This is a genomic window from Phragmitibacter flavus (assembly GCF_005780165.1).
Classification (GTDB): Bacteria; Verrucomicrobiota; Verrucomicrobiia; order Verrucomicrobiales; family Verrucomicrobiaceae; genus Phragmitibacter; species Phragmitibacter flavus.
Window position 1 is genome coordinate 19,622 of the sequence record NZ_VAUV01000011.1, and the last position, 15,508, is coordinate 35,129.

The window sequence follows — 15,508 nt, forward strand, 5'->3', positions numbered from 1 at the left end:
GTTGCGAGCGCCAGATATAGCAGCGGCCTCACGATCTAGGCAAGCAAATAATTTGGCGATCTACCGTTGAAGCAAAAAAATCATTCTACCAACGAAGGCATTGGCTCTCCACGAATGAGTCGTTTGAGCTCGTCAATGTTGACCGGTTTCACCAAGTGATGATGACAGCCGGCATTGATTGCCCGTCGACGATCTTTTGGCTGACCATAACCCGTGACCGCAATGATGACGCATTTTTCGCAACTCGGTTCGAGGCGCATCCGCCTGGCCACTTCAAACCCATCCATGCCCGGAAGCCCAATGTCCAACAATACGATCTCGGGTAAATGCTGCCGCGCTTTTTCGAGGGCCTGGGGACCGTCATACGCGACTTCAACCCCATGGCCAACCCGCTTCAGAAGACGCGCCATGCTGTTGGCCGTGTCCACGTTGTCATCCACAATCAGCACCCGACGTGTCGAGGTTTGACCATTCACTGGACGCTCAGTCTGCTGGACAAAAGGTGCCGCCACCATCGGAAGATGAATCACAAAAGAACTTCCTTGATTGAGTCCCTCGCTTAGCGCTTCGATCCTGCCACCGTGCATCTCCACCAGACGTTGCACAATGGTAAGTCCAATGCCCAAGCCGCCTTCACTACGGGCAATCGAGCGTTCCCCTTGTGCAAAAAGCTTGAACATCTCCGGCAACAAGTGCGACGCAATCCCCACTCCATTGTCTTTGACCACCACCCTCACCTCTCCTTCGACTTTGCTCGCCATCAATTCAATGCGACCACCTGAAGGCGTGTATTTTGCTGCATTGGTAAGCAGGTTGAGGGCGATCTGCTCCATTCGCGTTGGGTCGGCCTTGATCCATAACTTGCCCGTTTCATATTTCTTGATGAGCTGATGCCCCCGCTCATGGATCAAAAGGTGGGCACCCTCACAAGCGCGATCCAGAACCAACGCCACATCAAGGACCTCCTCACGCAGTCGTATCTTGCCAACCGTAATCCGCGACACGTCCAGCAGATCATCAATGAGATGCGTTAGTTGACCGTTCTGTCTTGTGATCACATCCGCTGCCCAGCTTCGGTCCTCAAGATTCGGACTTTCCAGCAGCGCCGCCGCGTTGGTCACTGCTGCGAGAGGATTGCGCAGTTCATGCGCCAGCATGGCCAGAAACTCATCCTTGCGACGATCCGCCTCCCGTAACGCCTCCTCATTTCGACGTCTCTCCGATGTGTCCCGCGTCGAGGCCGCGACAACCTCAACCTCACCGTCATTGCCCAACACCGGAGTAAAGATATACTCATAATAACCCGTTCTCCCAGCCGGATTGGTGTAGGCCGTTTCATCCCTCAATATTTCGCCCGTTTGGAACACATGCTCAATCTGCCGTTCAAGACGAACGGCCAGGCCGCGCGGATAAGGCAGTTCCGAAAAAGTCTTACCCACCACATCTTTCAACTCCAATCCCAACAACTCCAGCGTGGCACGATTCGCATAAATGAAGCGCAGCGAGCGGTCAAAGATATAAGTGAAGTCAGAAATGGAAGACAGCGTGGTGTCAAACACCCTGGCCTGCTGCTGAATCTGCAGCATCATCCCCTCCAGCTTGCTCAACAGATCCCGCACCTGATACTGCCGTCTTCGGGATCGCAGGGCGACCTCACAAGAACTGACCAGTGTTTCCGGCCGCACCGGGCGCTCAATCATCGAAACGTTCCCCATCTCCCCAAGCGCCGTGATCTGTCTGGCACGAGTTTGCGGCGTCACCCCCGAGGCAGTTATCAGCATCAAAGGCAAGTCGGACCACGAAGGTTGTTCTTCGAGAATCTCAATCAACTTGTTTCCCGCGCCATTAACCAGAGCCTCTTCTGCCAGCAGCATCGCCCCGCAGCCAGCGCGAGACTGATCACAAAGGTCGTCGACACTGGGACAGATCTTTGCTGTAAATCCCGCCTTCTCAAGAAAGCGCGCCGTCAGACTCGCATCATTGCTGGTCGGCGCAAGAATCAACACCCCCAAACCGTCCTCGGTCCTGGGCGCAGCCTGCTCGTCCCCTTCGTCAAATGGTGACGGCGTAAATGGTGGAGACGCTTCCATCACAAATCGGCATCCTCCTCATCCGCCTTGCCATCGACAAATTCAGGAACACCTGTCAGCACTCCCTGAAGATTCCGCAATGGTTTGCCCAGCGAAATACCGTTTTTGCCCAGCCACATCTCACGGATGGTCCGCTCATGGTTTCCGCTCCGCTTCTTAATCACCGAGAGCGCCCTCTTCACCTCACCTCGCGATTCATAAAACCGCGAGAGCACCACCATGTCGGCAAGATAGGTGAGATCCACGGTAGACTTCATCAGTCCAATCAATCCCTGCTGGGCCAGCACCATGATGGTGACAATCCCCTGCTGGTTGAGATAGGCAAGCAACTCGTGCAACTGAAGGGTGAGATATCTCGCTTCAGGCATCGCGTTGAGATAACCATTGATGCTGTCGATCACCACCATCTTCACCCCCTCCTCGGAAACACACTGGCGGATGCGATGAACCATTTCGCCGGGAGATATCTCAGCCGGATCGATCTGTTGTATCTGGATAAGTCCATTTTCCTCATGCTTCTCCAGATCAAGACCCACCTGCGCCGCCCGGTTTTTGAGCGTTCCAGTGGTCTCGTCAAAAATAAACATCATCGACTTTTCCCCACGCTCCGCCGCAGAGATCGCAAACTGCAACGCCAGCGTTGATTTACCAGTTCCTGGAGGGCCCATGAACATGTTGCTGGTGCCCCGGCCCAGCCCCCCACCCATCAAGGCATCCAGTTCCTTGTTGCCACTGGCGAAATCCTCCCGGACGAAATCACTGTGATGCTCCCCTGCGACAAGACGAGGAAAAACCATCAGGCCGCCCCGGCGCAAAACAAAGTCGTGCGTTCCCTCGCGGTATTCTGATCCGCGTATCTTCAGCACCCTCAACTGCCGGCGCGACACGCCATATTCCGGCGACTCACTCGTCAGACAGAGCACCCCATGGGCAATGCTTTCAACCTGAAGGTCATGCTTGCCAGAAGACCGGTCATCCAAAAAAATCACCGTGCAATTCCGTCCGGCGAAAAACTGCTTCAATTGCAGAATTTGCCGACGATACCGCAGCGGCGTGTCCGCCAGCATGCGCATTTCCGAAAGCGAATCAAATACGACACGAACGGGATTTACCCGTTCCACTTCCGCGATCAACGCGCCAATGGTGCGATTCAGTTCCACTTCGGAAGGATGAAAAAAGGTGCTCTCGCTGTCACCCCGAATTTGTTCTTCGATGGTGGAGAGTTCATACAATTGGATTTGCGACAGATCCCAGCCATGCGACCGCGCAACAATCTCAATCTCCTCGCGTGTTTCGGACAAGGTTACATAAAGCCCCGATTCACCCTTGCGCACCCCTTCGAGCAAAAATTGCATGGCAAGCGTTGTCTTGCCCACTCCGGGATCACCCTGGACCAGATACAACCGCCTTGATGGCAATCCACCATCCAATACCGCATCCAGCCCTGGAACCCCCATGGAACTCCGTTCAACATCCTTTGAAGCTGCTAAAGCACTCATCACCCATTAAATCGTAAATTCCTCGCGAATGGATCGCACAAATTTTCATCTTTGGACCTGCATGCGTCGAAAAGTCTGCCCCACCTCCCGTCGGGTCTGTGGACGCAATTAAAAAGTCCCCGTGCGCAACATCACCAAGGTGCAGCCATGAACCACCTCGATGCCCGCCGATTCGGCCTGCCGGGCAAGCTCCTCGTTTTCTGCCCCGGGATTCATCACAACTCGCTGCGGTTTCGCCGCGAGAATTTCGTCAATCAACGGCGACGAGCGCGCAGCTCCCAGATACAAAGTCACCGTATGAATTGGACCCGGAACTTCGGCAATGCTGGCAAAACACTTCTCACCCAGAACCTCTTCAAACGCCGGATTCACCGGCACCGCATGCTCGCCATGCTCCATGAGCTGGTGCATCGCCATGTTTGCGTAACGATCTTCCTTGGGCGAAGCCCCCAGCACGACAATGGTTCTCCCGGACATAACAAGAGTTACGCTCGTCATTTTGTTTTTTGAATTGCAATGCTGAGCATCCACACGTTTTTGCTTCTACTCCGATGCTGAAAACCCTGCACATCCGCCATTGCCGATCCCTGCTCGATTTGCGACTCAGATTGGGACGAGTCACAGTCATCACTGGCGAGAACGGTGTTGGCAAATCCAACGTCTACCGCTCACTCGCCATGCTGCAAAGACTGGCCGCCGGACGATTTGCTGAAGCCATTGCCCAGGAGGGCGGCATGCCGAGCCTGCTGTGGTCGGGCAAACGAGACCTCAAGAAGCCTCTGCGTGTCAGTTGGAAGATCGAACACGACTTCTTTCTCTACGAAATGGAGTGTGGCCTGGTCCCCAACGCGCCCGGTGACATCACCAAGTTCCGCACCGATCCCGATGTAAAACTGGAAACCCTGCAACTTCATCAGCGCGGAAAAAGCCACGTCATTGCGAAGCGCAAGGGCCCGATGATCGATCTGCGCGATGCCGACGGTCGCTTCGAGACCGCTCCGTTTCCTCTTCACTCACCGGAATCGATGTTGTCGGAAATCCGCGACGCCGCCCGTTATCCCGGTCTGGCTGCCGCACGTGAGATCCTGCTGTCCTGGCGGTTCTACCATCAGTTTCGCACCGATGCCGACTCCGCCCTGCGCCGTCCTGTGATCGGTTCCTGGTCACCCGTATTGTCCCACGATGGCGCCAATCTCGCCGCAACCTTGCAAACCATTGTTGAAGCCCGTCGCGGAGAACCCCTCGATGAAATCGTCGAAAACGCCTTCCCGGAAACCCGATGGCGCGCCTGCGACGACCAGGACCGGTTTCAGCTCCAGATCCTGCGTCCCGGCCTCAAACGCTGGCTGGATGCCTCGGAAGTTTCCGATGGCACCCTGCGTTTCTTCTGCCTCTTCGCCGCTTTGTTGAGCCCCAAACCGCCACCCCTGCTGGTGTTGAACGAGCCAGAAACCAGCCTTCATCCCCAGCTGTTTTCCACCCTTGCAAATCTGGTGGCCCAGGTGCCGGAAGAAACCCAAATCATAATCGTCACCCACTCCCAAACCCTGGCTGAGGCACTCGATGCCGTCCTCCCCTGCAAACGTATTGAACTTGTCAGCTACGAAGGAGAAACCCGGCGGGCCGTTGAAGGCACCGGACCCCGCGTCCAAGTCTTCGATGACGGAGACGAAGACGATCAGGAAAACTAAAATCAGCAGGCAAACACCATCATGTCCGCATCGCGGGTGATGTGTTCGGTGCGCGCCCATTCGAGCAAGGTGCCCACCAGCATGGAAGGGCTGATGCCCATTTGCGCGGACTCCTCGTCCAGCCATGAAGCAAGTTCCGCATCCAGGTGGATGCGTTTGCTGACAAACTCGCCAGCGTGGGTGGGATCAATCTCTAAAGCAGTCATTATCGTAGGGAATCTGACCCGTAAATCGCCACATCGTTCGACGGTGCGCTTGTTAATCTTTGCAAATTAACTGTGATTTGATTCCGCCGAATCGCTTCATCAGCCCGGTATTGCTTGCCAGCCGACGCTTTCCTGTGGAAAATGCCTCCTTCCTGCGCAGCCTTCCCAAACCGTTCATTCCCTAAGAAAAACACCTGCTGATCCGTTCTTGTTGTGAGCAATGCCAACATGCCATCACAGCCAAGCAAACACCCAGCCGGCGAACTGGTGCAGGAAGCCCTTGCCCAGCACGAAAGCAACCTCATTGCCTACGCCTGCGGCATTCTCGGTGGAGACGAAGAACGCGCCCGTGATGTTGTGCAGGACACCCTCCTCAAACTGCACCTCGCCGATCCCGATCGTGTCCGCGAAAACCTCAAGGCCTGGCTCTACGCCGTCTGCCGCAACCGCGCCTTCGATGTCCTGCGCAAGGAACACCGCATCCGCTTCACTGACGACGACGACCATCTCGACTGGCTCGACGAATGGCAACCCGACCCCAGCGAGGACGCCAGTCGCGATGAAATGCTCGAACATGTGTGGGCCGCCCTCGAACAGCTCCCGCAAAACCAGCGCGAAGTCATCCGCCTCAAATTCCAACACGGCCTCAGCTACAAGGAAATCAGCACCGTCACCAGCCTCAGCGTCACCAACGTCGGTTTTCTGCTGCATACCGCCATCAAACGCCTGCGTAAACTGATGAACCACGCCTGCGCCGAATAACTCACTTTCTCTCCCCCATCCTTCCTTTTTTTCTTTCATGAATCCCTCCTCCGACTTCGATTCCTACGACGATCCTGACTTCACCGCCTATGCCCTGGGTGAAGCCGATCTGGAGCAAAGCACCCGCGTGCGCCAGCGTCTCGCCAACGACCCTGTCGCCCGCGCTCGCTTCGACGACCTCCAACAAACCATTGACGCCCTTCAGCAGGCTCCGCTGCCTCCCCGCCGCGCCCTTCATCCTCGTCAGCGCGAGACCGTCCTCACCATGGGCCAGATCAAGTCGCTGCCCGCCTCCACCCTGCGTCCCCTTCATCACCCGAAACGGTCCAAAAACGTCGTCTGGCAGATCAGCAAATTCGCAGCCGCCGCCTGTCTCGCCATCGGTGCCTTCTTCGTCGGTCAACGCGTCTCTTCAGCCGACAAAAGCCGTCCAATGCTGGCGTCGAATGTTGGCCTCGATCAAACCCAAACACCCCCGCCCTCCAAGCCAGCCCTGATGGAGCCGGCTGCACCAACCGTGACCTTGATCGCCGCGCCGGAACTTCAGAACCACAAGCCGGAAGTCCCGACCGACAGAGCCCTGCTGCCACAGCCTGCGATGCAACCACCCTCCATGGTGCAGCTTCCTCCCGCATCCATGCTCAATTCCCCCCCGTCCGCATCCGCCCCTCCCGCCGCGAAAGTCGAAATCGCCGCCGCCGCCGCCCCCCAAAAAGCAGTCTCCACCGCTGGTTTCATCCTCACCACCGACGTTTCAGAATCGCGCTTCGTCTTCAAACCCAACGATGCACGGCCCAAACCCGCAGAATTCGCCGGGATCATCCTTGCCTCTCCCACCCCCATCATCACCGCTCCTGCCCCTAAAAAATCGACCAAACGCGAGGCCCCCCAGCCACCACTTCAAGTCCGCTCGTGGAAAGCCGAAATTGCCTCGTGCCCCTGGGATACCGACCGACGTCTGATGCGCCTCGTCGTGCAGATCCCCGTCGACCAGCCCGCCATTGAGTTCAACGAAGCCGAATACCAACTTCAAACCACTTTCGATCCCAAACAGGTCAGAGCACACCGTCTCGTCGCCGAAAAACACATCCGCCCCACCAGCGGTCGCAACCAGGCCACCCGCATTGTCTGGTATGAAATCGTTCCCAATACCGGATTCAGCGCCTCCGACGATGCTCCCGCCACTCTTGGCCGACTGAATATCATTCAACCCCGCAACAGTAAATCTGCCGACGAAAGCAACCTGCCTCTGATGGATCGTGGCGCCATCTGGAAGGACGCACGCGAAGATTTCATTTTTGAAACCGCCATGGTTGGCTTCGGTCTCCTCCTTCAAGGCAAGGAGAACATCGGCCATCTCAATCACGATCTCGTTCTCAACCTCGCCGAAGAAAGCAGCAGCGAAGTCCCCCAAGGCGAACGCGCCCGCTTCATCCAAAGCGTCCGCCAAGCCCAAAGGGCCGCAGGGCTCTAAAAAATTGGCAGAGGAAAACGCGAGTTGGCCGAGCGGGTGACCCGTCACGTTACGAAACAGGGAACTGTTCGCACCTCCCGGGATTGGATGTAACCTCATCGCCACCTTCCCAATTTCCCCATGAAACGCAACCGGCTCGGCAAAAGTGGCATCGTCGTCAGCGAGATCTGTCTTGGCACCATGACGTTCGGACTCCAGGCCGATGAAAAAACTTCATTCGCCATGATGGACCGCGCCGTTGAGGCCGGCATCGACTTCTTCGACACCGCCGAAATCTACCCGGTCCCGCCCGATGCTGCCACGTTCGGCATCACCGAGGAAATCATCGGCAAATGGATTCAATCACGCGGCAATCGCGAGCACCTCATCATCGCCAGCAAAGTCACCGGTCCCGGTCACGGCTGGTTCAGACCGCCAGTGCGAGGCGGATTCACGGCGCTCGACCGCCGCCAGATTCACCGCGCCTGCGAAGCCAGTCTCAAAAGGCTCAATACCGACTACCTCGACCTATACCAGACCCACTGGCCCGACCACGGCATGCGCCAGCAGGACACCCTAGAAGCCCTCACCGAGCTCATCCAGCAAGGCAAGGTCCGCACTATCGGAGCCAGCAACGAAACTTCCTGGGGCCTCATGAAAAATCTCTGGGAGTCCGAAAAGCACGGCTTCGCCCGCTTCGACACCGTCCAAAACAATTTCTCGCTGATCAACCGTCGCTGCGAAAGCGAACTCGCCCAAGTGTGTCGCCAGGAAGGTATCAGCCTGCTCCCCTACTCTCCACTCGGAGGCGGCGTGCTGACCGGCAAATACAACGACGGTGCCCTTCCTCAGGGAGCCCGCTTCAGCGACTATCTCGTTACCGGCGGACCGCGCCAGCAACGCATGGCCCGTCGCTTCGTCAATGAACGCACCACCGAGACCACCCATCAACTTTCCCTCATCGCCGCCGACCTGGGCATTTCAGTCACCACCCTCGCCGTCGCCTGGAGCAAACAACATGATTTCGTCGGCTCCACCATCATCGGTGCCACCACTGTCGATCAACTGACCGACTCACTTGCCGCAGCCGATCTTGTCCTCGACTCGTCCACTCTCGAACGCATCAATCAAATCGACGAAGCCATCCCCAATCCCATGACCGAAGACGGCCTGCGCCGCCTCTGACAGGTGAGTTTCCGCCATCAGCTACGATTCATCGTAGGCTGGGGTGGAGCCCCAGTCATCGAACAAACCCACAGCCGATCAATCCAATCCCGTCTTAGGGGCTGGAATACGGATCTGCCCAGGCGGAGGAGGCGGTGGCGGCTTGGCCGGCACAAAATCCACCTCAAATGTCGTCAACTGTCGCTGATAAAAATCATTGTTCGTCAGCTCCCACGCACAAGCCGCGTTTGCTGAATCGGCGATCTCTCGAGCCGCCAGATAGGTAGGAATCGCGTCTTTGAACACATAGAACCAAACCACCGTGTTCGGCTCGCTCCCAAACTTGCGCATGGCCCGCTGAAACACCGATCCCGGTTGTTTCATCGTTGCCACATCCTCGCCACCTCCCGGCTGCATGCTCAATTTCATGCTCAAGCGACTGCCGTTCGGCGTGCCTGTCAGTTCCACCTTCAAATCCCGCGTGCTCAACCTCATCCGGTCCGCGAAAAAGGCCGCCAGCTTGCGGCGATCCACAAACTCTTTGGGTTTCCCTCCAGCCATGATGACTTCCCCAAACAAATCCTTGATCTGCCCTTCAAACATCAGAGACTTTTTCTGTTTTTCTATACCATCAGTGATCACCCGGTAGAACTCCTCGTCATTCAGATAGACCACCTTGGTTCCCACCACCAGAAACCTTTGGATCAAAGCATTCTCTGGGATGGGTCGCGGATTGGGCAGTTTTACCACGGTCGCTGCTGGCGGAATGTAAACAGGCGTGGTGTCCAGCAGCGCCTTGGTCTTTTCCAGCTCCTCCAACATGTTCTCAATCACCACCTTGCGCTCATCCCGCACCTTGGTGTTTTTCTCAAGTTGCGCCCGCAGCTCATCGATGTCCACCATCTTCGTTACCTGGGACTCATCCGTCGTATCCAGCGTCTTCAACTCTTCATCGGACTTTTTGAGATTGTCCTTCGTCAGCAACATCTCCTCCTCAAGCTTCTTCGGATCAAGCTGCGGTTTCTCCTTCACCAATTCCTCCTTCAATGCTTCAAACTGCTCAACCGTCACCGGTGGCAGTTCGGACAGGATCTTTTCGATCGACACCGCAATGTTCAAACTGACCATGATCAACACGATCATCAACACCCCCACCACGTTGGTGACGGTATCCATCAGCGAATCCAGGTTCAGTGCGCCATCGCCGTCTGATTTGCGTTTTGCCATCGAAGTTTAGTTTGCAGGTAGGAGGTTGATTAGTTGGTCACCGATGCGGTGGGTGCCGGAGCAGCCGCCGGCGGTTTCGGCTCGACCAGCTTCACGCCTTCCGGAGGCGGAATGGTGCCAAGAAATTCGTTGAACATCTTCAAATCCACCTCACCACGTCCCGGCAAGGGCAGGCGGCCAATCTGGTCCGCACTGAACTGGTAGGTCGACATCGCCCAGCCCGCCGCCTTGTTAAATGCGTTCATGCCATCGTCCCTCAAAAGGAAAATGATCTTCGATTTGGGCATGGCCTTCACCTGTTTCAAATACTCGTTGAAGGCAACGTCCGCCACCACCACCTCATCTGCCGCACTCAGCACCGTCTTCTTCTCGGCATCCCAGTAAACCGTGATCCTGCCTCCAGAAACCTCCACAAAAAACACCTTGCTCCCCGCCGCCAAACCTGAACCACCTGGCTGCACCACCACCGGCGGAATTGGCTTGTCTTTCGGAATCTGACGCTTGTTCAACTCCGCCATCAAAAGCTCAAGCTCTTTCTTGATCTCCACCTCCTGTTTCTTGAACCCGTCAATTTCCAACAACAGGTTGTCCAGCTCCTTCAGCAATTCCTGACTGATCTGCTGGTTCATCTCCTTGATGCTCGCATCCGTCGTCAGCAGCTTCCGCAACCGCGCCACACGCTCCGACTTCTGTGCCAGCTCAGCCTTCAGCTTCTCCAGTTGCTCCACCTTTTGATCCACATCCTTCGTCAACTCCTGCTGCTCCTTCTGCTGCTCCAGCATCTTCTGGTAGTCCTGCGCCAGCTTCATCTCTTCCGGCGTCCTCCCTCCCGTCTCCTGGGATTGTGACACCGCAAGCACCACAATGATCATGATCAACGCGCCAATGAGACACGCCAAGATGCTCAGGAACGGAAAAAGCGACACCTCATCACCAGAGGACTTGGAACGACGTTTGGCCATGATCGATTATGCGGGACTATAACAATAGGGGTATCTGTCAGATGGAGTTCCCGCCGGGCGCCTGCCCGACTGGAACACGGCATCAGTCAGTCATCAGTCGCGGCCGAACCAGCCCTTCTTCTTGACGGTCTGCTGCACGATCACCTGTTTCTCACCAAGCTCCTTCAACACCGTGTTCAACCCGCGAATTCCAGTCTCCAGACCACCAATGTATTGGGAAGTCTGACGCAAGGTGTCCTTGAGAGACTCCTGCATCTCAGAACGCATGAGCGTCGTGTTGTTGATGAATTCCTTGGTGACCACAGCTTGAAAAGTGTCAGAACGTTTGTCCAAATTATTGGCATATTCGTTCATTCGTTTTGAAAGCTCGTTCAAATCCACCAAAAATTCCTTCTGCGCACCAGCCACTGCCTGAACCAGCGCATCCGCCAGACCGGCAGGCTCCTGATTCCCACCCATGGTCTCCTCCAAACGCGGCAGCAGGATGTCGTTACAAAACGCATCAATGTCGTTGAGGTTGTCATCTTCCTTCTTGGAGAGCGAACTCATCGGGAACTGAAGAATCATCGCCAGAACCAGACCAAGAAGAGTCGTATCAAACGCCGTGCCCAAACCGCTGGTCACCTGGCTGATGGAACCGATGATCTTGTCCACGTCTTTTGCATCCGACAAATCCATGCTTCCGATGGCCTGCGACAGACCGAGAACGGTTCCGATGAAACCCAGAATTGGAATTGCCCAAAGGAACACCTTCAACAGCGCATAACTACCGCCCACGCGGTTGGCATCAATGTCCGACTGGCTCGACATCATTCCACCCACAGCCGAGGTGCTTTGCTTGATCTCAAACAACTCCAGCCCCTTGCGAATGCGGTTCACCATCAAGCTGTCACGCAAACGGTGAGGAAGGTTGTAAACGTGGTCAATGAAGCTTCCGATGTTCTTGGAGTTGATCTCACGACCCAGCTCCATCGGCAGCACATCCAGCAACAACGCCTCACGCTGATGACGCAACTTCTGCAATTTCAAATACACAATGCCCATCGCCCAGGTGAAGAAGAACGTTTCTGCAAAGTTCACCCAGGTGCGCTGAATGAACATCGCCGCCAGATACTGCATGAAATTGTATTCTGAAGACGGCGTCTCAGGACTTGGATTGAACGGATACAAGATCCCATACCATGCCACGAACAACACCGCGCCAATCCCCAAGCTCAACCAGATGCTCGGGTTCGCAGGATCGGCCTCTTTCCAGCCCTCGCGCTGCGGTTTGGATTGTTGAAAACTCAAATCACCACCTGAGGTGGAAGAATAATCCCCGTGTGTGGTCGACGCAGCCGCCGGAGCGCTCGCAGCTCCCAAAGCAGGACCCGCCGCATCAGGAGCAGGCATCTCAGCCGCCGGATCTCCAGGAATTTGTAGCTTCGTGTTGCAGCCAGGGCATCGCACAACTTTACCGACCCATTCAGGCTCGGCCTTCAAACTCATTGAACAGGAGGGGCACTTAAACTTCATATATCGGGTTGATTTAGGGAAACTGACCAACAACTCGCTGGCCGAGTCGGGCAGTAAAGCTACGAAAGACGTTGCTCTGACACAAGAACAAAACGTGTTCTTTTGAAGATATTGTGACCTTCGCCATCACCCGCGCCAGCCCCTTTCACCCAACTGTCAATTAATCTACCTCAGGACGCGGGTCCCGGCTGAACAATTCCCGCAGCGCCTCGCGCGGCGATTTTTGCTCATACAGAACTGCATGCACCTCGTCCAGCAACGGGGTGCGCACGCCGCGACCTCTCGCGCAAAGCCACAAACTCTCCGTGTTTGGGACACCTTCCGCCACCATTCGCATCCCGCCCATGATGTCGCTCAAACTCCTGCCCTGACCCAACATCAGTCCCACGCGGTGATTTCGACTGTGCTCCGAATAACACGTCGCCACCAAATCCCCCACCCCGCTCAAGCCATAAAAAGTTTCCGTCCGCCCCCCGCTCGCCACCCCGAGCCTCACCATCTCCGCCAACGCTCTTGTCACCAGCGCCGCAATGGCGTTGTCCCCCAGTCCCAAACCCTTCGCAATCCCGGCCGCGATCGCATACGGATTTTTCATCGCCCCCGCCCACTCCACCCCCAGCACATCCGTGCTCGTGTAACAACGAAACCACGGCAGCGAAAACGTCTGCTGCAACCTGATCGCCATTCCTTCATCCAAACACCCCACCACCGCCGCCGAAGGCATCCGGCGCGCAATTTCCTCCGCATGATTCGGCCCTGAAAGCGCCGCCACCGTCACTTGCGGAAACACCCCATGCAAAATCTCCGTCATGCACCGCCCTGTTCCCAACTCCACCCCCTTGCTGCATGACAACAACACCGTGCTTTCATCCACCAATCCAAGCGAACCCATTTCCGCCGCCAGTGCCGCCATCGATTTCGAGGGCGTCACAAACACCACCAGGGGTGCCGGGCGCAGCGCCTGCAAAGACGACACCGGCTCCACCTCCGCCGGAATCTCCACATCCGTGAGATACCGGCCATTGCGACGCGTCACCGCCATCTCCGCCATCAACGCCTCATCACGACCGTAAAACTGCACCCGCAAACCGCGCGCTGCCAACATCGCCGCGAGTGCCGTTCCCCAACTTCCCGCACCCAACACTGTCGCCGATTCCATCATGGCTTCTCCTTCTTATTCTTTTTCTCAAAACGGTTTTCCTTGCCCTGCAACAATCTCTGAAGGTTCGATCGGTGACGCACCACCACCAACACCCCCAGCACAATCCCCAAACCCAGCAGCACCAGATTCCAGCGCTCGTCGATCGTCATGATTACCGCCATCGCCACCGGCAGGGAAATCGCCGAGACCACCGAGGCCAGCGCCACATACCTTGTGGTGTAAAAAATCACCAGCCACACCACCAATGCCACCACCAACGCCCAGGGTGCAAGCCCAATCAGCGCCCCTGCCGACGTCGCCACGCCCTTCCCTCCTTTAAATCCCAGCCAAAAGGTGAACGAGTGCCCCAAGACTGCCGCCGCAGCACATAAAACTTCCACCAATCCCACGGTGTTGGCCTCAGCCCCGTTCAACCAACTGCTCCATGATACCAACAGCACCGGCAACAACCCCTTCAACATGTCCAACGCAAACACCGGAATCCCCGCCTTCTTGCCCAACACCCGCAACACATTTGTCGCCCCGATATTGCCGCTCCCATGCTTGCGAATATCAATCCCATGCCACTTCCCCATCAAATAACCAAATGGCAGCGACCCGCAAAACCACGCAATAGCGATCAGCAACACAGCGGCAGGGAGAAAAGACATTCCCTATCTCTAAACAGGTTTCAGCAATAGGCAAGCGCACTCAAAAAACCCCCGATCGACACAGCATTTGCCAGCATGACCACTCTTATATTACCCAACCACACCACTGCATTCTAGAGAATCCATAAAAACACACATCTGTTAAACAATCCCATATCAGCTATTGACACAATCTGAATATTCCTTAACAATTAACATAAATTAGCCGATTCCCTGCCGTGTCCCCGACAAGTTACCTCATCGCGCTGCCCGTTAGCATCATCGCCGTATCCGGTTGGATGGTGAAAATGGAGAATGACACTTTCCTCCACAACCAAAGGTCGGAGCAATCCTTTTACTCTCCGGAATCCAATTACCGGGCGGTCAACTCTTCCCACAGCGTTCATAACGCTGCCCGTCTTGACCACGATCGTTACGGTCAAAACTTCGACAGCGCCAATTCCCTCGGCGAATCCATCATCAGCCGTCCCATCGGCGAACGTGCTTCAAAAACAAGCCAGCCATGGCTCGCTTCCCATCAAACACGCGCCCATTCCTCCAACCCGGTCGAGCTGCTGGACATCCCCGGGTTCATTCCTCCGACCGATAAAGTGGACGAACATTTTCAAACCGTCCCGGTTGAATCTGGATTCCACATCACCGCCGACGAAGCCACGAAGGTCGACATGGCCGGTCAGAACGTCATCTTCAACGGCAACGTCACCCTCACCTCCCCCCAATTCAAAATGTCATCGAACCGCCTCAAGGTTCACATGTCCGATGACAAAAAGAGTTTCCGCCTGGCCGAAGCCGAGGGCAACGTTCATGTGCAACTCACCGGCGTGACCGACGACAAAAAATACCGCGGCCAGTCCAACGCCGCCATCTACGAGCCAGAAAAATCCAAACTCACCATGACCGGCTGGCCCCGCATTCAAGGCCAGGGACAAGAACTCATTGCTGCAGAAGCCAGCACCAAAGTCTTTCTCTACCCCGATACCGGCAGAATGGACACCCAGGGTCGCGCCCAAACCCGCGTCGCCAAACAGTTCATGGTCAATGAATCGCCCGTGATGCAAAACCGGTAGCCCCCATCTCCAGGTGGTAGACTTCGACGACTACCCTTACTCCCAGATCCGCGCCGCTGG

The 15,508-nt window shown here is 56.1% G+C and carries 14 protein-coding genes; 5 read left to right on the top strand and 9 right to left on the bottom strand.

Annotation, left to right across the window (positions count from 1 at the left end):
- Positions 1 to 80: 80 nt before the first annotated feature.
- The 3 genes from FEM03_RS15345 to FEM03_RS15355 form a co-directional block, all read right to left on the bottom strand.
- Positions 81 to 2,090 carry an ATP-binding response regulator gene (locus FEM03_RS15345; RefSeq protein WP_138087165.1) on the bottom strand — a complete coding sequence of 670 codons (2,010 nt, stop codon included), beginning with the start codon at positions 2,088 to 2,090 and terminating at the stop codon, positions 81 to 83.
- The gene (locus tag FEM03_RS15350; protein WP_240772799.1) at positions 2,090 to 3,589 is read right to left on the bottom strand and encodes an ATPase domain-containing protein; all 1,500 of its coding nucleotides are present in this window, start codon (positions 3,587 to 3,589) and stop codon (positions 2,090 to 2,092) included. Before FEM03_RS15350 ends, FEM03_RS15345 begins: the two co-directional genes overlap by 1 nt.
- Before the next feature lie 108 nt (positions 3,590 to 3,697).
- Complete coding sequence (locus FEM03_RS15355; protein ID WP_138087166.1) at positions 3,698 to 4,066, bottom strand: CoA-binding protein; 369 nt, start codon at positions 4,064 to 4,066, stop codon at positions 3,698 to 3,700.
- Between the two features lie 74 nt (positions 4,067 to 4,140).
- On the opposite strand from FEM03_RS15355, the gene FEM03_RS15360 reads away from it, so the two are divergent.
- Entirely contained in the window at positions 4,141 to 5,280 is a 1,140-nt protein-coding gene (locus FEM03_RS15360; protein ID WP_138087167.1) for an AAA family ATPase, read from the top strand.
- A 2-nt stretch (positions 5,281 to 5,282) separates the two neighbouring features.
- Here the strand turns inward: FEM03_RS15360 and FEM03_RS15365 are convergent, their stop codons facing one another.
- Positions 5,283 to 5,486, bottom strand: a complete 204-nt coding sequence (locus FEM03_RS15365) for a hypothetical protein (protein ID WP_138087168.1) — start codon at positions 5,484 to 5,486, stop codon at positions 5,283 to 5,285.
- A gap of 228 nt (positions 5,487 to 5,714) precedes the next feature.
- Here FEM03_RS15365 and FEM03_RS15370 point away from each other — a divergent pair, with 228 nt between their 5' ends.
- From FEM03_RS15370 to FEM03_RS15380, 3 genes are all read left to right on the top strand, one after another.
- Positions 5,715 to 6,248, top strand: a complete 534-nt coding sequence (locus FEM03_RS15370; RefSeq protein WP_138087169.1) for an RNA polymerase sigma factor — start codon at positions 5,715 to 5,717, stop codon at positions 6,246 to 6,248.
- Positions 6,249 to 6,285: 37 nt separating this feature from the next.
- Complete coding sequence (locus FEM03_RS15375; RefSeq protein ID WP_138087170.1) at positions 6,286 to 7,722, top strand: YfbK domain-containing protein; 1,437 nt, start codon at positions 6,286 to 6,288, stop codon at positions 7,720 to 7,722.
- A 120-nt stretch (positions 7,723 to 7,842) separates the two neighbouring features.
- On the top strand, positions 7,843 to 8,886 hold the full coding sequence (locus tag FEM03_RS15380; RefSeq protein WP_138087171.1) for an aldo/keto reductase: 1,044 nt from the start codon (positions 7,843 to 7,845) through the stop codon (positions 8,884 to 8,886).
- A gap of 78 nt (positions 8,887 to 8,964) precedes the next feature.
- Here FEM03_RS15380 and FEM03_RS15385 read toward each other — a convergent pair whose 3' ends face one another.
- The 5 genes from FEM03_RS15385 to plsY form a co-directional block, all read right to left on the bottom strand.
- The gene (locus tag FEM03_RS15385; protein ID WP_138087172.1) at positions 8,965 to 10,092 is read right to left on the bottom strand and encodes a hypothetical protein; all 1,128 of its coding nucleotides are present in this window, start codon (positions 10,090 to 10,092) and stop codon (positions 8,965 to 8,967) included.
- Positions 10,093 to 10,121: 29 nt separating this feature from the next.
- The gene (locus tag FEM03_RS15390; RefSeq protein WP_138087173.1) at positions 10,122 to 11,054 is read right to left on the bottom strand and encodes a hypothetical protein; all 933 of its coding nucleotides are present in this window, start codon (positions 11,052 to 11,054) and stop codon (positions 10,122 to 10,124) included.
- A 93-nt stretch (positions 11,055 to 11,147) separates the two neighbouring features.
- Positions 11,148 to 12,446 (bottom strand): MotA/TolQ/ExbB proton channel family protein, encoded by a 1,299-nt coding sequence (locus tag FEM03_RS15395; protein ID WP_206171033.1) that lies wholly within the window; start codon positions 12,444 to 12,446, stop codon positions 11,148 to 11,150.
- Positions 12,447 to 12,729: 283 nt separating this feature from the next.
- Positions 12,730 to 13,731 carry an NAD(P)H-dependent glycerol-3-phosphate dehydrogenase gene (locus FEM03_RS15400; protein ID WP_138087175.1) on the bottom strand — a complete coding sequence of 334 codons (1,002 nt, stop codon included), beginning with the start codon at positions 13,729 to 13,731 and terminating at the stop codon, positions 12,730 to 12,732.
- Positions 13,728 to 14,381, bottom strand: a complete 654-nt coding sequence (gene plsY / locus FEM03_RS15405; protein WP_138087176.1) for a glycerol-3-phosphate 1-O-acyltransferase PlsY — start codon at positions 14,379 to 14,381, stop codon at positions 13,728 to 13,730. The genes FEM03_RS15400 and plsY overlap by 4 nt, the downstream gene beginning before the upstream one ends.
- A 218-nt stretch (positions 14,382 to 14,599) precedes the next feature.
- Between plsY and FEM03_RS15410 the strand changes: the two genes are divergently transcribed.
- Positions 14,600 to 15,448 (top strand): LptA/OstA family protein, encoded by an 849-nt coding sequence (locus FEM03_RS15410; protein ID WP_138087177.1) that lies wholly within the window; start codon positions 14,600 to 14,602, stop codon positions 15,446 to 15,448.
- Positions 15,449 to 15,508: the final 60 nt, after the last annotated feature.